This is a genomic window from Saccharothrix stipae (assembly GCF_054781895.1).
In genome coordinates this window covers 55,153-77,343 of sequence record NZ_BAAGTN010000002.1, presented here as the reverse complement: position 1 = coordinate 77,343, position 22,191 = coordinate 55,153, and the positions used below count along the sequence as shown (strand labels likewise).

Below are 22,191 nucleotides of genomic sequence, written 5' to 3'. Positions count from 1 at the left end.
GGCGAGAACCCGTTGGGGTGTGGCGCCGCGGCCACTGCCGTGGCGGGCGCGGTGCTCCTAGCGTCCAGGGCGAACCGAACTCCTGCGACGACAAGGAACGTCAGCCATGGTCGTGGTCTCGGCACTGCTCATCGGCGTGCTGTACGTGCTCCTGAACTCCCTCGCCCCCGACCGGCACCGCCGACCGTTCAACGCGATCATGGTCGGCGGTGCCGGGGCGGCGTACCTCAGCGGTGGGGGGCTGGGTGCGTGGGAGTTCGCCATCACCGCCGTGATCACCTACTGCGCCTACCGGGGCCTGACGTCGTGGACGTTCATCGGCATCGGGTGGCTCGTGCACACGGCCGCGGACGTGGTGCACCACGTGCACGGCAACCCGATCGTGCCGTTCGCCGAGCACTCGTCGCTCGGCTGCGCGATCTGCGACCCGGTGATCGCCCTGTGGGCGTTCGCGGGCGGTCCCGGCATCCGGTCAATGACCCCCGCAGCACTCGTGCGGGGTTTCCGCCTCCGCCGGGCGCAGCACGCCGCCGACGGCGGGCTCCACGAGTAGCACCAGCTCACCCTCGCGGCACACCGGGCGCAGGAAGCCCAGCGTCTGCACCGGGTCGGTCGGCGCGACCTCGACACCGATGCCGACCACCCGGTCGATCGCCGACCTCGCCACCACCTCGGCCGCCGGGTGCGTACCGGTCAGCGCGTCCTGGCCGGGGAACCGGACACAACGGCCTTCGGCTCGGTCGCGGCCCGCCTGGGCCGCGCGGGCGGCGAGGCCGTGGGAGTCGTCGGAGTCGTGGGAGTCGTCGAGCACGACCACCGGGCCGCCCAACGCCTCCGCCAGCCGGTCGACGTCCACCTCGCCCGGCACGTGCGCGGACAACGTGGTGACGGCGACCGGGCCGAGCCGGTCGACGTGCGTGCACACGAAGTCCGCCGCACCGTCGAACGCCTCCAGCAGCAACGCGTCCACGTGCGCCGCGCGGTGCTCGCCCGGCACGGCGGGCACCGCGCCCAGCCACACCATCAGATGACGTCCACGAACACCGGGTTCGCGTAGAACCACAGGTCCGACCACGGGTCGGCGTCACCGACGACGTCCATCACCGGGTTGCCGTCCGACGTCAGCCGGTTGCCGTCCGACCCGCGCAGCCGCAGGTAGAACGCGCCGTCCACGCCGCGGAACGTGTGCGTGAACCGCACCGTGCCGCGCGCGGAGCGGGCCACCTCGAACTGCTTGACCACCTTCGTCGCGGGCGCGGCCAACGCGTCGCGGTCCGCCACCGGGCCGGTGACCGGACCGGCGATCAGGTCGACCTTCGCCAGCCGCGGCACCACGCCCGCGAAGTTCGCGCCACGCGCCAGGTCGACCTCGATCACCACCTCGACGTCGTCACCGCGCCGCACGAACGTGCGTCCGCCGATGGTGACGCCCCGGTTGTCGCCCTGGCCGAGCGACCGCACCCGCAGGTTCAGCCCGTCGATGATCCGGCCGTGCACCGCGACGACCTTGCCGCCCTGCATGCCGCGCATCACGTCCACGTAGGACTTCGAGTCGGCGCCGACCAGGGTCGAGCTGTAGAAACCGGGCCAGTAGTCGCTGTTGACCTGCGGGACGCCGGTGTCGATGGGCGCGCCGCGGCTGCCGGTCGTGGCGTGGTCGCCGGTGCCCTGCTTGTGCGTGTCCTTGTGCACCCCGTGCGCGTCGGAGGTGGCGGTGACCCACCACGGCCTGCCCTCGGCCAGCAGCGAGTCCCACAGGCCGCCGACCTTGGCGGTCATCCAGTCGAACCCGCCGTAGGTGCGGTAGGGGTTCTCCGCGGCGGTGGGCGCGTAGCCGGGGAAGCTGTCCTGGTTGGGCGAGGCGTCGTAGCCGCCCCGGCCCCCGCCGCGTCCGCCGTCCGCCGCCTTGATGCCCGCCGCCTGGTGACCGGGCGCGCCCTCCATGCCCACCGCCACGCCGGGCGCGGCGTCGCGCCAGCCGCGGAACTCGTGCGGGCTGTCCACGCCGCGCCGCGCCGGGTGGTTGGCGAACATCAGCGCGATCTCGGTGCGGCCGGACAGCACCTGCGCCTCCAGGTACCGCAGGGCCGCCAACGCGTACGGCTCGCCGTCGGCCGAGGTCGAGCGGGTGATCAGCCCCTTGCCGCCGTTCGCGACCGGGGTGGACAGGACGCCGCCGTCGTAGCCGGCCTCGAACGCCCGCAGGATGTCCACGGTGGACCGGCCGGGCGGCAGGAAGACGGTGGCGTGCTCGGCGCCCGGGATGTTCCACTCCAGGCCTTGGTAGACCAGCACGTCCCGGTGCGACCTGCGGGCCCGCTCGATGTCCGGCGCGACCTGGTCGATGGAGAACTTCTCGTGCGCCACGCCGCCGTGGTCGGTGATCACGACCCAGTCCAGCCCGTGCTCGCGGGCCTTGGCCACCTGCTGGGCGACCTCGTACTGGGCGTCGGAGGAGTACTTGGTGTGGATGTGGTGGTCGCCCGCGAACCAGCGCCCGCGCCCGTGCCACGGGTTCACCGGGGTGGCCGGCCGGTCGCCGTGCGCGTGGGCCGGTGCCGCGCCCAGCGCCGCGCCCATCGTGCCGGCCACGCCGGCCGCGCCCAGACCGGCCAGGAAACGGCGTCGTGCCACCGAGAGCGGCCGGTCGTCCTGCGCGTCGCGCCAGCTGCCCTCCACTTCCTCGTGGTGGTGCTCGTGGCTGTGGTCGTGGTGGTGGTCGTGCGACATGGGAACTCCGATCATGACCCGAACGGCGGCAGGCCGAAGTATCGTTTTCCGGCCATGTGTCGGGTGGTGCGCGGAGTCGAACACCCGGTGAACACTTCGGCACCGGGCCGGGGTGCGGCCGCTCGCGTGCGCTGGATCAGGCGCGCCGGCGCGTGCGCTGGCTCGTGTGCACCGGATCAGGCGCGCCGAGGGCGTTGCCTAGTCGTCGCCCAACAAGGTCTTGCGGGTGCGGTGCAGCTTCAGCGCGAGTTGGAGCTCCACCGCCCTGGCCGGCGCCTGCCAGTCCTGGCCGAGCAGGGCGGTGATCCTGGCCAACCGGCGGGAGACGGTGTTGGGGTGCACGTAGAGCGACTCCGCCGCGTACGTGGGGCTGCCGCCCGACTCGAAGTACGCCTCCAGCGTGCGGGTCAGCTCGGTGTAGTGCGTGCGGTCGTACTCGATCACCGGCCGGAGCGTGGCGTCGACGAACCCGTCGACGTCGTGGTCGTCGGACAGCAGCACACCGAGGAAACCCAGCTCGCGGGGCGAGGCCACCCGGCCGGGGGTGTCGAGCAGGGTCAGCACCTCCAGGCACCGCGCGGCCTCCCGGTGCACGCGCGGGATCTCCGCCAGGTCGTTGGCCGGGCCCGCCGCGCCGACCGACACCGGGTGCCCGAGCCGCGGCGACAGCTCCGCGGCCACGGTCCGACCGATGGCGGTCGCGTCCTCGCCGGGCAGCAGCATCACCACCGAACCCTCGTGCGGCTTGGCCAGGCCACCGGTCCGGAGGGCGTACGACGACGCCCACACCATGGCCCGGCCGGGCGAGCCGCCCTCGGGACGGGCGATCACCACGACGTGCGGCATGGACAGGTCGATGGCCAGCCTGCGGGCGCGTTGGGTGAGCGAGCGCGGCGAGCGCTGCCGGGGGATGAGCAGGTCGTCGAGCAGTTCGTCGCGGACGTGGCCCTCGGCGGCGACGGTGCTGCACTCCACCAGCCGCACGACCGCGATGCTCTGCGCCACCGCGCGCAGCAGGCGGACCGCGGCGTCGTCCAGCGGGAGGTCGCGGTGCAGCACCAGACCGCCGTGGTCGCCGTTGTTGATGGTGATCGGCGTGATCCAGGTGTGCTCGTCCAGCCGGCGCGGCGCGCCGTCGGTGTGCGCGTCGAGCAGTCCCTCGCGCACGTCCAGGTCGGCCAGGGCGTCGACGGGACCCGTTGCCGCGATCACGCGCTCGGCCGGGTCGAGCACCACGAGGGTGCCCCGCAGCGCATCGGCCGCCGCGGTCGCCAGCGTCGCGAGGTCGGCTCCGCCGAGCACCCGGTCGGTCAGCTCGCTCTGGTCGCGTTGCACCGCGTCCAGCGCCGTGACGGTGTCGGTCACCTGTTCCAGTCGTTGGTGGAGGTGGGCGATCGCGGCGGCGTCGCGCTCGAAGCGGTGCGCCTGCTCGACGGCCACCTCGACCAGCGCGGCCAGCGACGTGACCAGCGAGACCTCGTCGGGGGTGAAGTAGCGGATGTCGCGGTCGGCCACGTAGAGGGTGCCGAACGCGCGCTCCCGGCCCTGTATCGGCACGGCGACCAACGCGTGCACGCCGTCCGCGGTCATCACGCGCGCCAACTCGGGTGGCAGCCAGGACGCGTCGTCGGCGGTGTGGTCCGGTGTCCACATCGGACCGGGCTGCTGGTCGGCGGGCGGGTCGGCGAGCGGGAGGACCAGGCCGCCGGAGGTCCGCAGCCGGCCGTGGGGGAGCGACGGGTCGTAGACGGTGAGGTACGCGGAGTCGGCGCCCAGGAGCAACCGGGCCCGGCGGGGGATGACCGAGAGCAACGCGTCGAGGTCGTCCGGCGAGATCAGCTCGCGGGCGATGTCGATGAGCGCGGTCAGGCCCGCCTCGCGCCTGCGGCGTCGGCCGAACATCTCGTGCACCTCTTGCGCCAGGGCGCGGGCGCTCGCCAACTCGTCCAGCACCTCGACCGACGCCCCGCCCTGCCGCGCGTCGCGGACCAGGTCGTCCACCTTGCACAGCGGTGCCTCGTTCGCCAGCAGTTCGAGCACGGCCAAGGCAGCTTCATTGCGGGTGGTTAATCGCGACACCATCGAATCCAGTCCCCCAAACCGAGTATGGTGCTCCGACATTTCGAGTGGGAGTCGGCGACGAGCCGAACGGGCGACTGTCGACGCCGACAATCCATTCCAACATAGGGCACGTGTGTGGGAATCGTCAACGAATCAGCGGTGGGGTCGGCCCTGGAGCAAGCGTCCTACCAGTGGCGATTGCCCGCCTCGCCCGTGGCGTGCCGCTCGGCTACCGCCATTTGGCGGCCGTCTGGGCCTACTTCACGCAATTGTCGGTTGCGCTTCACGGACGGCTGTTGTCGGTTCGAGCGGCATTCCGTCGCGGAAATGCTCAGTCGACGGGGCCGAACGCCGCGGCGTGCACCGGCGCGCCGTTCATCACGGCGTTCAGCACGGCGTCGAGCAGGCCGGGGAACCGGGCCTCCAGGTCTTCGTGGCGCAGCGACACCAGCAGCTCGCGGCCGACCGGCCGCTGCCGGATGATCCCGCCCTCGCGCAGCACCCGCCAGTGGTGGGTGAGCGTCGACTTCGACATCTCGCTCAGCACGCCACCGCACCGCTGCTCACCGCCCGCGGCCAGGATGCGCACCATCTCCAGGCGCACCGGGTTGCCCAGGGCGGCGAACACGTCCTGGAGCCGAATCTCGTCTCGCGATGGGTGGCGCGCGTCCATGTCTTCACATTAGCCCAGCTGTCGGTAGGTCCGGCTGCCGCCGGCACGGGGGTCCCGGTTAACCCGATCGGGCGAAGGTGACCGATCGGCTTGTGCTGACAGTACGACTGTACAAGGATATACGTACAGTCGTACGATCGTCCCGACGACGGAAGGCCCCAAACCTCATGTCCACACACTCATCGGCTCCCCCCGGCACGGCGGGTCGCCTCGGCTGGGCCATCGCACCCCTCGCGTTCGCGCAGCTCATCGTGTCGCTGGATATCTACATCGTCTTCGTCGCCATGCCGGAGATGGGCGCGGAGCTGGGGTTCTCCGCGCAGAACCTGCAATGGGTGGTCAGCGCCTACGCGGTGGCCTTCGGTGGCTTCCTGCTCCTCGGCGGCCGGGCCGCCGACCTGTTCGGCAAGCGCCGGATGTTCATGGTGGCACTGGCCCTGTACGGGTTCTCGTCGCTGCTCGGCGGCTTCGCCGGCGACCCGCTGACGATCATCATCGTGCGCGCGGTGCAGGGCCTCGGCGGCGCGCTGCTGTTCCCCACCACGCTGTCCCTGGTCAACACCCTGTTCGAGGAGGGCCGCTCCCGCAACCGGGCGCTGGCCGTGTGGGGTGGCGCCGGCGCGAGCGGCCTGACGCTGGGCTCGCTGCTGGGCGGCGTGCTCACCGGCGCGTTCGGCTGGGCCTCGGTGTTCTTCGTCAACGTGCCGCTGGCGGCGGCGATCGCGCTGATGGCGTTCCTGCTCATCCCGGCCGACAAGCCGAGGGCGGTCGCCAAGCGGACCTTCGACCTGCCGGGCGCGCTGACCGTGACGGTGGGCGTCACGCTGATCGTGTTCGTCCTGGTCCAGGGACCCGAGTCGGGGTGGTTCGCCACGCCGATCGTGATCAGCGCCGTGCTCGGCGTGCTGCTGCTGGTGGCGTTCGCGGTGATCGAGTCCAAGACCGCCGACCCGCTGATGCCGTTGCGGCTGTTCGGCAACCGCAGCCTGGTGACCGCCATGGCGATCACGTTCACGTTCATGGGCACCTTCGGGACCGTGCCGTACTTCCTGACCGTGTTCTTCCAGGACGTGTTCGGCTACACGGCGCTGATGACCGGTGTCGCGTTCCTCACCCAGGCGGTGGCCATCGCGGTGGGCACCCAGGTCGGCGAGCGGATGACCAGCCGTGCGGGCACCCGGCCCAGTCTGCTCACCGGCTTCGCGGTGGGTGGCGTGGGCACCGTGGTCCTCGCCGTGGGCGTGATGGCCGACGGCTCGTACTGGGGCCTGGTGCCCGGCCTGGTGGTCATGGGCGTCGGGCAGGGCATCGCGTGGACCGCCATGTGGATCGCGGCGGCGTCCGGTGTCGCGGCCGACGAGCAGGGCATCGCCTCCGGCATGGCCTCCACGACCCAGCAGACCGGCTACGCGGTCGGCCTCGCGATCTTCGTGGCGATCGCCAACTCGGGCACGCGCGGGCTGACCGGCGACGCCCTGCGGGTGGCCGAGTCCGACGGCATCCGGCTCGCGTTCTACCTCACCGGCGTCGCCGCGCTGGTCGGCGCGGTGATCGCGTGGACGTTGCCGAAGTCGCGCGCCCAGGCCGGGACGCCCGTCCCCGCGGACGCGGTGTCCTCGCGGCAGCAGTGAGAGCGGTCGGTGACAGGCCGGCGCCGGGCGTGGTGGCAGCCACGCCCGGCGCCGGCCGCGACGGGAGCTTGGAGGGACGGCGACGATGACCACCCGACCGACCGACCACGACGTGGCCATCGCGGGCGGCGGGCCAGTGGGGATGCTGCTCGCGGCGGAACTGGCGCTGCACGGCGTGCGCACCGTCGTGCTGGAGCGGCTGCCCCGGCCCACCGGCGAGTCCAAGGCGGGCACGCTGCACGCCCGCACCGCCGAGACCCTGCACCGCCGCGGTCTCCTGGAAGCCGTGCAGCCCAGGCCCGCGGCGTACTCAAGGGGCGGCCCGGTCACCTTCCACTTCGCGGGTCTGTTCAACCTCGACATCTCCCGGGTGGTCGACGAGGGACCGGCGCTCGTGGGCAGCCCGCAGGCCTACGCCGAGCAGGTGTTCGCCGACCGCGCCGTCGGGTTGGGCGCCCGGATCGAGCGGGACAGCGAGGTCGTCGGCCTGACCGAACACGAAGACCACGTGGTGCTGGACGTGCGCTCCGAGGGTGGCGACGTCCGGCAGGTCAGCGCGCGGTGGGTGGTCGGTTGCGACGGCGCGCGCAGCACCGTGCGCAAGCTCGCCGACATCGCGTTCGTCGGCACGCCGGGCACGGTGTCGGCGTTGATGGGCGACGTGCGGCTGCTCGACCCGCTGTCCGCGCCGACGGGGTGGCAGCGCAACCACCGCGGCTGGACGTTGTTCTGGACCAACCCGTTCGGCCACAGCCGGGTGTGCACCTACGACTTCCGCGGGCCGCACCCGGACCGGTCGGCGCCGGTCACGCTCGACGAGCTCGGCGCGGAGGTCGAGCGCATCGCGGGCTACCGGGTGCCGATGGACCAGCCGCGCTGGTTGACCAGGTTCACCGACGCGGCGTTGCAGGCCCAGACCTACCGGCGCGGGCGGGTGTTCGTGGCGGGCGACGCCGCGCACGTGCACTTCCCGGCCGGCGGGCAAGGGGTCAACCTCGGCCTGCAGGACGCGGTCAACCTCGGCTGGAAGCTGGCCGGGCAGGTCCGCGGCTGGGCGCCGGCCGGCCTGCTCGACACCTACGACGCCGAACGGCGTCCCGTGGCCGCACGGGTGCTCTACAACGTGCGCGCGCAGGTCGGGCTGATGCTGCCCGACCCGAGGGTGGACGCGCTGCGCGAGCTGTTCGTGGAACTGATGCAACTGCCGCAGGTCAACGACTACCTGGCGGGCATGATCACGGGTGTGGACGTGCGGTACGACACCGCGCACCCGGCCGACCCGCTGGGCGGCCTGTTCGCGCCGGACCTGAGGCTGAAGGTGGGCACCACCGTCGGCAGCCTCGCCGAGCTGCTGCACGCTGGCCGCCCGGTGCTGCTCGACCTGGCCGACCGCGCCCGGCTGCGCGCGGTCGCCGACCGGTGGACCGACCGGGTCGACGTGGTCGCCGCGAGCTGCGACGACACCTTCGCCGCGCCCACCCTGCTGATCCGACCGGACGGCTACATCGCCTGGACCGGCAGCGGGCTCGACTCCGATCACCACACGCTGGCCGTGGCGCTGCGGAAGTGGTTCGGGGAGCCGGGGACGTGAGCCCGGCGGGGGCGCCGACATCGGCGCCCCCGCCGGGCTTCCCGGATACCCGGGGCAGGACGTGCGGCTCAGGGCAGGCGGACGGACTGGCGGTGCCGGAAGAAGTCGGTCGGGTCGTACCGCGCCTTCACCCGTTGCAACCGCGGGTAGTTCTCGCCCCAGTACAGCGTGTGCCACGGGACGCCGGAGCCGTTGTGCGCCGCCTCGCTGATGTCGGCGTCGCAGTAGTTCACGAAGCAGCCCGACGTCTGCTCGTTCGACACCGGCACCTTGCCGGTGCCCGCGTACACCTGTTCGTAGAAGCGGCGCAGCCACGCCACGTTCACGTCGTCGTCGGCCGCCTCGGTCCACCCGGACTGGTAGAGGACCTTGAACGCGCTGTCGCGGTGCACCAGCGCGGTGTCGGTGCGCCCGACCGCGTTCACCTGCCCGCCGTACGAGCTCAGCACCGCCTGCGCGAACGGGTTGGCGAAGCCGTCCCCGCCCGACAGGGTGCGGAACAACAGGGAGGTCTGCGCGTCGGTGAAACCCCTGCGGTGGTAGGCGGACTTGTGGTCGCCGCGCAGCGTCGGGTCGACCAGGCGCGGGTGGATCGTGCCCAGGTACCGGGTGGCGGTCAGCCAGCTCCACCGCTTCGGCTCGACGAACTGCGGCAGCGGACCGTGTTCGCCCGAGGGCCGGTTCACCGCGCCGGGCGGCAGGTCGACCCCGCGCGTGACGTCGGCGACGAACCGGGCCAGCAGCCGCTCGGCGTCCGGGCTGCTGCCGTCCATCTGCGTGAACAGGCTGATCTCTCCGGTGGCCCGGTGGTTGAGGTTGAGGAACGAGCACAACCCCGCGTACGGGCCGCCGGGCGCGGCGTTGGCCACGTGCCAGTCGGTGAAGTTGCGGACCAGCGTGGCGAACGTCCGCTCGGTCAACCCGTCCCAGGACCAGGCGATCGCGCTGAGCAGCACCTCCTTCGGCGGCTTGGGCAGGATGTCGGCGGGGTTGGTCGACCGGGCGGACGGCGAGCGGAACAGGTAGCGGGTGACGACGCCGAACGTGCCGCCGCCGCCACCGGTGTGCGCCCACCACAGGTCGTGGTTCGGGTCGTCCGGGTTCCGCGTGGCCACGACCAGCCGGGCCCGGCCCGCCGCGTCGACCACCACCACCTCCACCGCGTGCAGGTGGTCGACCACCAGCCCTTCCTTGCGGCACAACAGACCCCAGCCGCCGCCCGCCACGTGCCCGCCGACCCCGACCGAGTAGCACTGGCCCGCCGGGATGGTCACGCCCCACGTCTTGTACAGCAGCTCGTAGACGTCCAGGAGCGTCGCGCCGGCCTCGACCGCGAACGCGTTGTGCTCGGCGTCGTAGTACACCGACGTCATCTCCGACTGGTCGAGCACGATGTCGACCTCGGGGTTGAACACGAAGTCCTCGTAGCAGTGGCCGCCGCCGCGCACGGTCAGGCGCTTGCGGCCGGTCACCGCCTCCTGCACCACCTGGAGCGACTGCCGGGGCGACGACACGACGCGCACCGACTCCGGGTGCGCCACCCAGCGCCGTTCGAGCCCGACCACCAGGTCGGGGTAGCGGGGGTCGTCCGGGCCGACGGTCACGGGCGCGAAGCCCGCCGCCACCTCGGTCGGCGCCGCGCCGGCCGAACCGGGCGTGGCCGTGGCCGCGGCCACGCCGATCGCGCCGGTGCTCGCCAGTAATCGTCGCCTGCTCATTCGGCCGCTTTCGTGGGTCATCTCGCGCTGCGCGCCTCTCTGCTCGGGTGGAACGCTCATCGGATTCAGGTGACGATGTATTCGTCGCCGAACTGCGGGCCGATGCGCAGGCCGAGTTCGACGTCGGCCAGCCGCTGGCTCTCCGGTGGTGGCCCGGCGCCGTCGACGGCGGGCACGCCGGCTTGGTTGAAGAACCGGTCCTTGCCGCCGGGGGTGAGCAGGATCAACATTTTCGCCGGCGTGTCACCGATATTGGTGAAACTGTGCAGGGTGCCCCGTGGCACGTAGATGAAACCGCCCGCGGGCACTTCCCGCTCACCGCCCTTGTCGCGGATCTCGACCACGCCGTCGAGGACGTAGAACGCCTCTTCCTCCCAGTGGTGCACGTGCGGTGGAGGACCGCCGCCGGGCGGCACCAGAGCCTCCATCACGTACAGCATCTTGCCGGTGTTGTGCTCGCCGGACTTGATCGTGTAGCGGTCGCCGAACGCCCACCTGCCCGGGCCCTCGCCCGGCCCCACGTAGACCACCCGGTCGTCGTTCTGGCCGAGAAAACTCATGCGCGCCCTCCGGATAGGAGACGTTTTCCGGTCAACCTTGTGGTATCACGGCGCGCGGAGGGGGCCAAGGATTGTTCGGGATAGTATGTCAGGTTGTCCGCAGGGTGGTTTCCGGTGGACCGCGCGGACTTCCCCGGTACGTGACACATTCGCGGCCGTCACATTGCGCGCGCGGTCCCGACGCGATTGGCTCGGGGTCGGTGATTGAACCGACCCGCGACCGCAGGAAAGGGGCACCATGAATATCCCCGACACCGCACTGCCCGCCGCTTCGGCGGGCGAACTGACCCTCGGCGGCGACCTGCGCATCCGGCGGATGGGGTACGGCGCCATGCAGCTGGCGGGCGAGGGCGTGTGGGGACCGCCCGCGGACCGGGCCGAGGCGGTCTCGGTGCTGCGCCGCGCCGTCGAGCTGGGCGTCAACCACATCGACACCAGCGACTACTACGGCCCGCACGTGGTCAACGAGCTGATCGTCGAGGCTTTGCACCCGTACCCGGACGACCTGGTGATCGTGACCAAGGTCGGCGCCCGCCGCACACCCGACCGGGCGTGGCCGTCGGCGCTCTCGCCCGCCGAGCTGCGCCGGGCCGTGCACGACAACCTCGGCCGGCTGCGGCTGGACCGGCTCGACGTGGTCAACGTGCGCATCGTGGAGGAGGCGGGCGGCCTGACGCCGACCGACTCGATCGCGCCGCAGGTCGAGGCGCTGGCGGAGCTGCGCGAGCAGGGCCTGGTCCGGCACGTCGGCGTGAGCAACGTCAGCACCGCCCAGTTCGAGCAGGCGCGCTCGATCGTCCCGATCGCCTGCGTGCAGAACGAGTACAACGTGCTGCGCCGCCGTGACGACGCGCTGGTCGACACGTGCGCCGCGGCCGGCATCGCGTACATGCCGTTCTTCCCGCTGGCCACCTTCACGTTGCAGCACGACCGGGAGCCGGGCGCGGACGCGAAGGTGCCGTTGGCCACGCCGGTCCGCGACGAGGCGCTGGCGGCGGTGGCGCGCAGGCACGACGCCACCGTCCACCAGGTTTCGTTGGCGTGGCTGCTGGCCCGCTCGCCCGCGATCGCCGTCATCCCCGGCACCTCGTCGCGCGGGCACCTGGAGGAGAACACGCGCGCGGCGACCATCCGGCTCACCGACCAGGACCTGCGCGACCTCGACACCTCCCGCGACGCCGGCCGACCCCGACAGGAAGTGAGCTGATGGCGACGACCCACCCAGACCCCGTCCTCGACCTGCCCTTCGACGTCCGACCGGACCCGGAGGAGTTCCTCCGGGCCGCGCTGCGCTGGCACTTCTCGCCCGAGACGGGCGCGCCGTTCTGGATCGAGCGGGCACGTTCGCTCGACTTCGACCCGGTCGAGGACATCCGCGGCTTCGCCGACCTGGCCCGGTTCCCCAACCTGGCCAACGGCCTGCGCGACGCCCCGGCCCGCGACCTGGTGCCGCGCGGGTACGGGCCGGACCCGGAGATCGTCGGCGTCTACGACAGCGGCGGCACGACCGGCGCGCCCAAGCGCGTGGTGCTGCTGCGCGACTGGACCGACCGGATGCTGGCGTGGAGCAGCGCCCAGCTCGACCGGCACGGCGTGCCGCGCGACGTGGACTGGCTCCAGGTCGTGCCCACCGGCCCGCACATGGTGGGCGAGACGTTCGCCCGCCAGACCGTGGCGCGCGGCGGGTGGCCGTTCACCGTGGACATCGACCCCAGGTGGGTGAAGAAGCTCATCGCGGAGGGGCGGTCGGCCGAGGCGGGTGCGTACACCGAGCACCTGGTCGACCAGCTGGCGCACCCGTTGGAGTCGCAGGACATCGGTGTCCTGCTGCTGACGCCGCCGGTGCTGGAACGCCTGGCCCGGCGCGACGAGCTGGTCGCGCTGGTGCGCAAGAAGGTCAAGGCGATCATGTGGGTCGGCACCCAGATGGACGCCGACACCCGCGACCTCTACCGCACCGAGGTCTTCCCGGACACGATCATGGTGAGCGGCTTCGGCAACACCATGCTGCTGGGCCACACCTGTGAGCGGCCGGGGCTGACGGCGGACGACCCGTGCGTCTACGACCCGTTCTCGCCGTACATGTCCCTCCAGGTGGTGGACGAGGACACCGGCGAGCCGGTACCGCACGGCGAACGCGGCCGGCTCGTGATGCACCACGTGAGCAAGGGGCTGTTCCTGCCGAACAACCTCGAACGCGACTACGGCACGCGCATCGCCGGTCCGGAGGGCCAGGTGGGCGACTCGGTGGCCGACGTCGCGCCGGTGAAGGTCTTCGACGACGAAGTGGTCATCGAGGGGGTGTACTGATGGAACCGGTGGCCTTGGACGCCCTCGGGCCGTCCGGCCCGTACCGGGCCCGCAACCGGCGCGTGGTGCCGGACGTGCGCGGGACGCCCGTCGCCGAGCTGAGCATGGTGCCCCGCCTCTTCGTCGACCGGGCGCTGGCGGGGTTGCGCCGCGCGCCGGCGCTCGCGGTGGCGGAACGGACCGCCGCGCTGTCCGAAGCGGCTCGGATCTTCCTGGGCGACACCGTGGAAGGCATGTCCTTCGAGACCTACGAACGGTCGGTCAGCCGGGTGTCCGGCGTGCCGATCTCCATCGTGCGGCGGGCCGCCGCCGAGATCGCCGAGGCGGCCGAGCAGGCGCACCGCAGCGCCTACGGCGCCCGGCCGTGCGGCGCGGTGACCGACTGGCGCGACCCGGCGACCCGGGACGGGAGCGGCGTGTGGACCCGGCGCGGCAACGTGTTCGCGGTGCACGCGGCGGGCAACCACCCGGCGCCGCACGCGTTGTGGCTGGAGGCGTTGGCGCTGGGCTACCACGTGGCGGTGCGCCCGTCGCGGCGCGAGCCGTTCACCCCGCACCGGTTGGTCGCCGCGCTGCGCACGGCCGGGTTCGGCCCGGAGCGGGTGGTGCTGCTGCCGACCGACCACGACGGCGCCGACGCGATCCTGGCCGGCGCGGACCTCGGGCTGGTCTACGGCGGCGACGACGTGGTGCGCAAGTACGCGGGCGACGCCCGGGTCCTGGTGCAGGGACCGGGCCGGTCGAAGATCCTGATCACCGCCGACACCGACTGGCGCGAGCGGCTGGACACCATCGTCGACTCGATCAGCTTCCACGGTGGCGTGGCGTGCCTGAACACCACGGCGGTGCTGGTCGAGGGCGACCCCGGCCCGCTGGCCGCCGCGATCGCCGAGCGACTGGCCGCGCTGCCGAGCCTGCCGCCCGAGGACGACCGCGCGGTGCTGCCGGTGCAGCAGGCCGAGTCGGCCCGGACCGTCGAGCGGTACCTGCGGGCGCAGGCGCGCGACAGCAAGGCGTGGCTGGGCGGCGAGGGGATCCTGGACGAGCTGGGTGACGGCAGCACCGTGCTGCGGCCCGCCGTGCACCAGCTCGACTCGGCCGACGACCGGCGTCTCGGGGTGGAGCTGCCGTTCCCGTGCGTGTGGGTGGCACCGTGGACGCCCGAGGACGGTGTCGCACCGCTGCGCGGCTCACTGGTGCTGACGGTGATGACGCGGGACGACGACCTGGTGGACCGGCTGCTGGCCGAGCCGACCATCAGCAACGTCTACCACGGCGACCACCCGACGTACTGGCTGGAGCCCGGTGTGCCGCACGACGGGTTCCTGGGCGAGTTCCTCATGCGCAGCAAGACGGTCCTGCGCGGGTAGGCCTGTCGCACAAGCGGAACGCTCGGCCGGGACGCACCGGCCGAGCGTTCCTCGTTCGGCTGGGTCATGCGCGCCTGTGGGGGCACGCGCGCCCAGGGGCACGTGCGCCTCGAGTCAGGTCGCGCGCGGCGAGGTGGTCTCGAATCGCCGGGCGCCGTGCAGCCAGGCGACGGCTTCCCGCAACTCCTCCTGCGACATCGCCGACAGCATGGCGTTGCGCGCCACCGCCTCGGCGCCCGCCGGGTGGTAGAGCCGCTCGCCCATGAACCTGGACACCAGCTGCGCGGCCGCGGTCCGGTCGCGCCGCTCGTCGCGGAACCGGGCCAGCCGACCCGGCACGTCGGCCGGACCGCAGTCGAGCAGCTCGCCCAGCACCACCGCGTCCTCCAACGCCATGCACGCGCCCTGCGCCGCGTACTGGAGCATCGGGTGGGCGGCGTCGCCGAGCAGCACGACCCGCCCGTCCACCCACTCGTCCACCGGATCCCGGTCGCACAGCACCCACGTCTTCCAGTCCTCGCCCAGTTCCAGCAGCCGGCGGGCGCGCGGTCCCATGTCCGCGAACTGGGCGTGGACGTGCGCGGTCCGCGCGGGCGCGCCCACCACGACCTCGGACGCGCCGTCGTCACGGGTGGCCGCCAGGTTCAGGTGCCGCCCGCCGCCGATGGGGTAGTGCACGAAGTGCCACTTCGGGCCCGCCCACAGCGTCACCACGTTCCACCGCAGGTCCTCTGGGACCCGTTCCATCGGGATCACCGATCGGTAGATGGTGTGCCCGGACACCCGCGGCTCGCCGTCGCCCAGCACCCGCTCGCGCACGGTGGAGCGGATGCCGTCCGCGCCGACCAGGACGTCACCGACGACCCGCGCCCCGGAGCCGAGCACCGCGACGACCTCGTCGTCGTCCTGCTCGTACCGCACCACCGGGCTGTCCACCCGCAGGTCGACGCCGGGTGCGTGGCGGCACGCCGCCAGCAGCGGTTGGTAGAGGTCCGTTCGGTGGACCACCGCGTACGGGTTGCCGAAGCGGGTCCGGTAGTCCTCGGTCAGCGCCATCGCGGCCACCGTCCGGTCCGTCGTCCCGTCCATGAACCTCAACTCGTCCACGAACACCGCGCGGTCCCGGACCGCCTGCCCGACGCCCAGGACGTCCAGGGCGTGGAAGGCGTTGGGCGCCAGTTGGATGCCCGCGCCCAGCTCGGTGAACTCGCCGCGCCGCTCCAGCACCGTCACCCGGTGCCCGCGCGCCGCCGCGCCCAGGGCCACGGCCAGCCCGCCGATGCCGCCGCCGGCGATGAGAACCCTCGTCATCACGCACTCCTCACAGGTCCATCGCCTCGACCAGCAGGTCGCCGATGATCCGCTCGCCGTTCCTGGTCAGCACGGACTCCGCGTGGAACTGCACCGAGGTGAAGTGCGGCCCGCGCAACGCGTGCACCTCACCCGGCGTGCCCTCCACACCGTCCCGGCTCACCTCGACCACTCCTACACCGGGGCAGTCGGCCTTGTCGTGCGCGCCGCGCGCGGAGAAGGTGTTGTAGAAGCCGACGTGCTCCGTGCGGCCGAACAGCGAGATGGCCTTCTGCACGCCCTGGTTCGGCGCGTCCCGCCGGGCGACCTCGAACCCCAGCCTGCGGCTGAGCACCTGGTGGCTCAGGCACACCGCCACGAACGGCCGCCGCTGCTCCAGCAGCGTGTCGACCGCCGCCGCCAGGTGGGCGATCTTGGGGTGCCCGTCGTCGCGCGGATCGCCTGGCCCGGGGCCGAGCACGACGACGTCGTGCCCGTCGAACGAGTACTCCTCGTCGAACCGCCGCACGGTCACCACCAGGCCCAGCGACCGCAGGATGTGCGCGAGCATCGACGTGAAGGTGTCCTCCGCGTCGACCACCAGGGCCCGCAGACCGCCCAGCGCGGGCACCGGCCGCGCCCGCGTCCGCGCGTCGGCGAGCCAGAAGTCGGCGATCGGGACGTTGCGGTCGCGCAACGCCTCCCGCACGCTGGGGTGGTCGCCGAACCGGGTCGTGTCCGCGGCGCCCAGCGCGGCCAGCAGCCCCGCCGCCTTGGCCCTGGTCTCCGCGACCTCGCCCACCGGGTCGGAGTGGCGCACCAGGGTCGCGCCGACACCGATGCGCAACCGGCCGTCGCGGGCGATGTCGGCGGTCCGGATGAGGATCGCCGAGTCGAGCGCGTGCCCGCCCGCCTCGTCGTGGCCGAGCAGGGCGATCACCCCGCTGTAGTAGCCGCGGCCGCCGGGCTCGTGCCGGGCGATCACCCGGCACGCGCTCTCCAGCGGGCTGCCGGTGACCGTCGGCGCCAGCAGCGTCTCGTGCAGGATCCGCCGGGGGTCCAGCGCACTGCGCCCCTCGATGAAGTACTCGGTGTGCGCCAGCCGGGCCATCTCCTTTAGCCGCGGCCCGGTGACCCGGGCGCCGCCGTCGCACACGCTGGTCATCATCTTGAGTTCCTCGTCCACCACCATGTACAGCTCGTCGGACTCCTTGCGGTCGGCCAGGAACCGCATCACCTCGGGCAGCGACGGGCCGGCGGGCGGGTAGCGGTAGGTGCCGCTGATGGGGTTCATCACCGCCACCCCGTCCGCCAGGCTGACGTGCCGCTCGGGACTCGCGCCGACGAAGGTGCGGTCGCCGGTGTGCACGATGAACGTCCAGTACGTCCCCGTCTCGCGGCGCACCAGGCGGCGGAAGAACGCCAGCGCGGCGGCGGGGGAGTAGTCCTCCACGACCGCCACGAACGAGCGCTGGATGACGAAGTTCGCGCCCTCGCCGCGACCGATCTCGTCCGCGATGATCCGGCGCACCAGATCGGCGTAGTGGTCGTCGTCGACGTCGAAGTGCTCGTCGGACAGCCGGATCGGCAGGTCGGGTATGCGCTCCAGGGCGTCGGCCAGCGGCAGCGACTCGCGGCCGGTCACCGACAGGGCGATCAGCGGCTCGCCGTCGTCCACCGCGGCGAACCCGCGTTCCAGGATCTGGCGGAACGGCAGCAGCAGCAACGTCTCGGCCGGCGAGCGCCCCTGTTCGGGCACCTCCACGTCGGCGAGCCGGGCCGGCTGCGACACCGAGCCGACCAGGACCTCCAGCGCGTCCGGGTCGACGTGCGGCCGGTGCAACAGGGCGAACGGCGGCGGTGACGCGTCGAGCACGGCGTCGAACGGCGTGGCGCTCATCGGACGCCCAACCGCGCCTGGACCGGCGTGCAGCCCAACAACGACCCCGTCGGCACGACCGCGGCGCACCGCTTCGCCATGTACTCCAGCGCATCGCGGTGGTGGCGCTCGGAGAAGTCGCCGACCGCGTCGGCCACCACGAACGGCGCCACGTCGTGGCTGAACGCGTCGACCGCGGTGGCCTGCACGCCGACGTGCGCGTACACACCGCACAGGATCAGTTGGTCGCGACCCGACTCGCGCAGGCGCCGCACCAGGTCCGAGCGGAAGAAGGCGCTGTAGCGCCACTTGGTGAGCCGCCAGTCGCCGGGGTGCGGCTCCAGCCGGGGCACGATCGTGCGGTCCGCCGGGTCCACCCTCATGCCGGGGCCCCAGAAGTCGCTCAGCAGACCGCGCTGCTCGCTGGTCATGTCGCCCGGCTGGGCGGTGTAGGCCACCGGGATGCCGTGCGACCGGCCCCAGCGCAGCAACGCGGCGATGTTGTCCACCAGCTCGTCGCGGAACTCCGGCATCACGTCGAACGGGCGCAGGAAGAAGCGCTGCATGTCGTGCACGAGCAGGACCGCGCGCCCGGGCGCGACGGCCCAGTCGACCTCGTTGCCGGGCAACGTGCCGGGTGTCGGCATCGCATAGGGTTCGATGGGTGGGATGCCTGTCATGGGCTCCTCCAGAGGTGTCGCCTAGACGCCGAGCGTGGCGCCGCCGTCGACGGTCAGGTCGTGCATGGTGATGTGCCGGGCCTGGTCGGACAGCAGGAACGCGACCGCCTCGGCGATGTCGTCCGGGCTCGCGATCCGGCCCAGGGGTATGCCGACCCGGTACGCGCCCGGGTTGCCCTTGATGGTCGTGGTCCGGCCGTCGGGGTCGTGCCACATCGAGGTCAGCATCGGTGTGTCGGTCGAGCCGGGTGCCACGAGGTTGCAGCGGATGCCGTGCTCGGCCACCTCCAGCCCGAGGCACTTGGTGAGCATCGAGGCCGCCGCCTTCGACGCGGCGTACGCGCCCATGTCCGCCCGGGCGGTTCCCGCAGCGTTGGAGGTGACCGTGACCACGGCGCCGCGGCGGCGCGGCACCATCCGCCGCACCACCGCGCGGGAGACATGGAAGACGCCGCCGCAGTTGACCGCCAACGTCGTGGCCCAGTCCTCTTCGGACAGGTCGAGCACGGCGCCCAGGCGCAGCACGCCCGCCGCGTTGACCAGGAAGTCCAGCGGGCCGACCGCGCGCTCGACCCGGTCGACCAGGGCTTCGACCTCGGCGGGGTCGGCCACGTCCGCGGTGTGCCCGGTCACCGGCCACCCGCGGGCGGTGAAACCGGCCACCGTCTCGGCGAGCCGCTCGGGGTCGCGGTCCACGGCGGCGACGGTCGCGCCGCGCCCGGCCAGGGCGCCCACCACCGCCGCGCCGATGCCGCCCGCGGCGCCGGTCACCAGTGCGATCTTGTCGCGCATCAGGCCTCCCGACCGCTCAGCCGACCCACGCCGACACCACCGTGGCGGCCTGCCCGGGGTTCAGCCGCGGGTCGCAGAAAGTGGTGTACTTGTCGCCGACGTGGTCGTAGTCGCCCGTGTTGGACACGCACTCGGTGACGTCGTCGGTCGCGGTCTCCAGGTGCAGCCCGCCCGCGACACCACCCGCCTCGGTGATCGCGCGCTGCGCCGCGCGCACCTCCCGGATGATGGTGTCCACCGCCCGGGTCTTGAGCCCGGACGGCGTCTGCACGGTGTTGCCGTGCATCGGGTCGCACAGCCAGATCACCGGGTGCCCCGCCGCGCGCACCGCGTGCACCAGCGCGGGCAACCGCTCGTCCACGGCCTGCGCGCCCATCCGGGCGATCAGCGTCAGCCGGCCGGGATCGCGGTCGGGGTCGAGCCGTCCGCACAGCGCGACCACCTCCGCGGGCGTCGCGTTCGGCCCGACCTTGCACGCCACCGGGTTGACCACCTTCGCCAGCAGGGCGACGTGCATCCCGTCCAACGCGCGGGTGCGCTCACCGATCCACGGCCAGTGCGTCGAGGTGAGCATCAGCTCGCCGGTCGCGGTGCGCCGGACCATCGGCAGTTCGTAGTCCAGCAGCAGCGCCTCGTGGCTGGTCCACACGGCCGGGTCGAAACCGGCGCCCGCGGACGCGGGCCAGCCGAGGTTGCCCATCGCCTCCCGGGCGGCGAGGTAGCCGGTGAGCAGTCGGCGCGGGTCCGGCTTGCGGCGCTCGGGGTCGGGCTCCGGGCTGTTCACCATGTGCCCCCGGTAGACCGGCAGCTCGACGCCGCCGAACGTCTCGGTCGGCTTCGACCGGGGCTTGGCGAACTGGCCCGCGACCCGGCCCGCGCGCAGCACCGGCTTGTGCGTGTTGAGCTTCATGGTGCCCGCGAGCACGTCGAGCAACGCGGCCTTGCGGGCCACGTAGCCGACGGTGCACTCGGACGGGTCCTCGGCGCAGTCGCCGGCTTGGATCACGTGCGCCTCGCCGGCCGCGACCCGGGCCAGCAGGGCCCGCAGCGTCCGCACGTCGTCCACCCCGACCAGCGCCGGACGGGTCGCGAGGTCCCGCCGGACCCGGTCCAGCCGGGTCGGGTCGGGCCACGGGGGCTGTTGCGGCGCCTGGTGGGGGATGATGTCGAGCAACTCCTGGTCCACTTGACTTCTCCCGTTCGCTGTACCGCGCTGGAATGCGACGGCTACCCCGAGCGTGGTGTGCCGCGGCAATGGCGGCGGAGAAAAGCAGCCCGAGTCCATCGGGTCCACGCGAATCCGTCAGATCGGCCGGCAGGTGTGAGGTGGACCACCCGGCAGAATGCGCACCGGTGTAATGTGGTCCGTCGGACGTGCGACGGGTTTCCAGTGCAGTGCGAATCGCCCCGCCGTCCACAGTGTCGTTCCTGCCCAGGTCGCCGCAGGTGGAAGCGGTAAACGTGCCGGGACCAACCGCATCCGCGGTAGGGGTGGTGAGCTGAGCACCTATCCACGACCGGGCCGCTCCCGGACACTCAAGTCGACGACTCGATGAGTGTCTCCATCGAATTCGATGGTTTGGGGGAAACTACGTGAGCGTCGTCTTGTCGCCGCCACTCGACCTGCACCACGATGTGCTCGACGAGTTGAGCAGTGGTTTGTTCACCTCGATGGGCAGAAGCGATCAGCGTCGTAAGGGAATGTCCTACCTGTACGGCCTGCTCACCACGCCGGGCCGCAAGTCCATGCGCAACGTGGCCGCCGCCGTCGGCGGTCACGCCACCGAGCAGAGCCTGCACCACTTCATCAGCGACTCGACGTGGGACTGGACCCCGGTCCGCGAGGCCCTCACTGACTACACCGTCTCCGCGATGCCCCCGCAGGCCTGGGTGGTCCGGCCGATGGTGATCCCGAAGGCGGGCAACGACTCGGTCGGCGTCGGCAGGCGGTTCTGCCCGTCGCTCGGCCAGGCGCTCAACGCACAGCACGCGTTGGGCGTGTGGGCCGCGTCCGACGAGGTCAGCAGCCCGGTGAACTGGCGGTTGCACCTGCCGCGGACCTGGCTGCGCGACGAGCGCAAGCGCAGTCGCGCGTCGATCCCCGACGGTGTCGACGAGGAGAGCCTCACCGACTGCGTGGTGGAGGCCTACCTGGAGGTGGCGTCGAGACCGGGCGTGCCGCTGCGGCCGGTGGTCTTCGACGCCCGGTGCCTGGACATCGAGCACCTCGCGGGCCGGTTGCGGTCGGCCGGGATGCCCTGGCTGGTCCGGATCGGCACCAACCACCAGCTCACCACCGACGACGTGCGGCTGCCGGGCCTGACGACCGGCGCGACGCCCGCGTTCCGGCTGATCGGCGCGCTGCGGTCGGCCCGGCGGCTGCTCAGCTGGACCGACCACGAACCGATCCCGACCACCCGCACGGACCTGGTGGCCGCGGTGCGGGTCGGCCTGCCCACCGAGCCGGGCGCGGACCACGTCGCCGACCTGCACCTGATCGGCACCGGTCCGGTCGGCCACCCGTGGCCCGCGCAGCTGTGGCTGACCGACCTGGGCGACACCGCGCCGCTGGGCGCGTTGCTGCACCTGGCCAAGCTGGTCGACCGGGTGGACCGGGACGCGGTCGACGTCGGCGACCAGGTCGGCCTGCGCGACTTCAGCGGCCGCTCGTTCGCCGGCTGGCACCGCCACGTGACCCTGGCGTCCGCGGCTCACGCGCTGTTCGTGTCGACCGACCCGGGCGCCCGGATGCGCGCCGTCCGCGGCGTCACCGACAACCCCCACGACGGCTGGCGAACCCCGCCCGCACCCCGCTACGAGCACACGGGAACCCGCGGACCGCAGGTGCGGTGAGCCCGAGGCCTCGACCGTCACGACACCCTCGCTGCCTACGTGGCCTCAGCCGT

17 protein-coding genes and 1 pseudogene are annotated in these 22,191 nt (G+C 72.6%); 7 read left to right on the top strand and 11 right to left on the bottom strand.

The features are described 5' to 3' along the window. Positions 1-106: 106 nt before the first annotated feature. Complete coding sequence (locus ACYVLT_RS03510) at positions 107-553, top strand: DUF6010 family protein (protein WP_461118620.1); 447 nt, start codon at positions 107-109, stop codon at positions 551-553. Here the strand turns inward: ACYVLT_RS03510 and ACYVLT_RS03505 are convergent. The 4 genes from ACYVLT_RS03505 to ACYVLT_RS03490 all read right to left on the bottom strand — a co-directional run bounded on the left by ACYVLT_RS03505 (position 473) and on the right by ACYVLT_RS03490 (position 5,464). Beyond that, positions 473-1,024, bottom strand: a complete 552-nt coding sequence (locus tag ACYVLT_RS03505) for a hypothetical protein (protein ID WP_461118619.1) — start codon at positions 1,022-1,024, stop codon at positions 473-475. The genes ACYVLT_RS03510 and ACYVLT_RS03505 overlap by 81 nt on opposite strands. After that, positions 1,024-2,745, bottom strand: coding sequence for a PHP domain-containing protein (locus tag ACYVLT_RS03500; protein WP_461118618.1), 1,722 nt, complete (start codon positions 2,743-2,745; stop codon positions 1,024-1,026). Before ACYVLT_RS03500 ends, ACYVLT_RS03505 begins: the two co-directional genes overlap by 1 nt. A 183-nt stretch (positions 2,746-2,928) precedes the next feature. Further along, positions 2,929-4,770, bottom strand: a complete 1,842-nt coding sequence (locus ACYVLT_RS03495; RefSeq protein ID WP_461119236.1) for a helix-turn-helix domain-containing protein — start codon at positions 4,768-4,770, stop codon at positions 2,929-2,931. A gap of 352 nt (positions 4,771-5,122) precedes the next feature. Next, positions 5,123-5,464, bottom strand: coding sequence for an ArsR/SmtB family transcription factor (locus tag ACYVLT_RS03490; RefSeq protein WP_461118617.1), 342 nt, complete (start codon positions 5,462-5,464; stop codon positions 5,123-5,125). A gap of 167 nt (positions 5,465-5,631) precedes the next feature. Here ACYVLT_RS03490 and ACYVLT_RS03485 point away from each other — a divergent pair, with 167 nt between their 5' ends. Continuing rightward, positions 5,632-7,095 carry an MFS transporter gene (locus ACYVLT_RS03485; RefSeq protein WP_461118616.1) on the top strand — a complete coding sequence of 488 codons (1,464 nt, stop codon included), beginning with the start codon at positions 5,632-5,634 and terminating at the stop codon, positions 7,093-7,095. 85 nt (positions 7,096-7,180) lie between these two features. Beyond that, positions 7,181-8,686 carry an FAD-dependent monooxygenase gene (locus tag ACYVLT_RS03480; protein WP_461118615.1) on the top strand — a complete coding sequence of 502 codons (1,506 nt, stop codon included), beginning with the start codon at positions 7,181-7,183 and terminating at the stop codon, positions 8,684-8,686. A 68-nt stretch (positions 8,687-8,754) separates the two neighbouring features. On the opposite strand, the gene ACYVLT_RS03475 is transcribed toward ACYVLT_RS03480, so the two are convergent. Continuing rightward, positions 8,755-10,464 (bottom strand): BBE domain-containing protein, encoded by a 1,710-nt coding sequence (locus tag ACYVLT_RS03475; RefSeq protein WP_461118614.1) that lies wholly within the window; start codon positions 10,462-10,464, stop codon positions 8,755-8,757. 5 nt (positions 10,465-10,469) lie between these two features. Next, on the bottom strand, positions 10,470-10,964 hold the full coding sequence (locus tag ACYVLT_RS03470; RefSeq protein ID WP_461118613.1) for a cupin domain-containing protein: 495 nt from the start codon (positions 10,962-10,964) through the stop codon (positions 10,470-10,472). Between the two features lie 238 nt (positions 10,965-11,202). On the opposite strand from ACYVLT_RS03470, the gene ACYVLT_RS03465 reads away from it, so the two are divergent. The 3 genes from ACYVLT_RS03465 to ACYVLT_RS03455 are packed head-to-tail and all read left to right on the top strand — an operon-like array spanning position 11,203 to position 14,644. Continuing rightward, on the top strand, positions 11,203-12,171 hold the full coding sequence (locus tag ACYVLT_RS03465) for an oxidoreductase (protein WP_461118612.1): 969 nt from the start codon (positions 11,203-11,205) through the stop codon (positions 12,169-12,171). Next, positions 12,171-13,274, top strand: a complete 1,104-nt coding sequence (locus tag ACYVLT_RS03460; RefSeq protein WP_461118611.1) for an AMP-binding protein — start codon at positions 12,171-12,173, stop codon at positions 13,272-13,274. The genes ACYVLT_RS03465 and ACYVLT_RS03460 overlap by 1 nt, the downstream gene beginning before the upstream one ends. After that, entirely contained in the window at positions 13,274-14,644 is a 1,371-nt protein-coding gene (locus ACYVLT_RS03455; RefSeq protein WP_461118610.1) for an aldehyde dehydrogenase family protein, read from the top strand. The genes ACYVLT_RS03460 and ACYVLT_RS03455 overlap by 1 nt, the downstream gene beginning before the upstream one ends. 114 nt (positions 14,645-14,758) lie before the next feature. Here ACYVLT_RS03455 and ACYVLT_RS03450 read toward each other — a convergent pair whose 3' ends face one another. From ACYVLT_RS03450 to ACYVLT_RS03430, 5 genes are read right to left on the bottom strand one after another with little or no spacing between them, the layout of a single operon-like run. Next, complete coding sequence (locus ACYVLT_RS03450; RefSeq protein WP_461118609.1) at positions 14,759-15,955, bottom strand: 3-hydroxybenzoate 6-monooxygenase; 1,197 nt, start codon at positions 15,953-15,955, stop codon at positions 14,759-14,761. Positions 15,956-15,965: 10 nt separating this feature from the next. Next, positions 15,966-17,834 (bottom strand): anthranilate synthase family protein, encoded by a 1,869-nt coding sequence (locus ACYVLT_RS03445; protein WP_461118608.1) that lies wholly within the window; start codon positions 17,832-17,834, stop codon positions 15,966-15,968. Further along, the gene (locus ACYVLT_RS03440; RefSeq protein ID WP_461118607.1) at positions 17,831-18,493 is read right to left on the bottom strand and encodes an isochorismatase family protein; all 663 of its coding nucleotides are present in this window, start codon (positions 18,491-18,493) and stop codon (positions 17,831-17,833) included. The genes ACYVLT_RS03445 and ACYVLT_RS03440 overlap by 4 nt, the downstream gene beginning before the upstream one ends. Positions 18,494-18,514: 21 nt before the next feature. Next, positions 18,515-19,285 (bottom strand): 2,3-dihydro-2,3-dihydroxybenzoate dehydrogenase, encoded by a 771-nt coding sequence (locus ACYVLT_RS03435; protein WP_461118606.1) that lies wholly within the window; start codon positions 19,283-19,285, stop codon positions 18,515-18,517. A 16-nt stretch (positions 19,286-19,301) separates the two neighbouring features. Then, positions 19,302-20,471: a 3-deoxy-7-phosphoheptulonate synthase gene (locus tag ACYVLT_RS03430; RefSeq protein WP_461118605.1), complete on the bottom strand. Its 1,170-nt coding sequence runs from the start codon at positions 20,469-20,471 to the stop codon at positions 19,302-19,304. Between the two features lie 419 nt (positions 20,472-20,890). Here ACYVLT_RS03430 and ACYVLT_RS03425 point away from each other — a divergent pair. Further along, positions 20,891-22,027: pseudogene (locus ACYVLT_RS03425) on the top strand (IS701 family transposase); the annotation flags it as partial. Between the last annotated feature and the right edge of the window lie 164 nt (positions 22,028-22,191).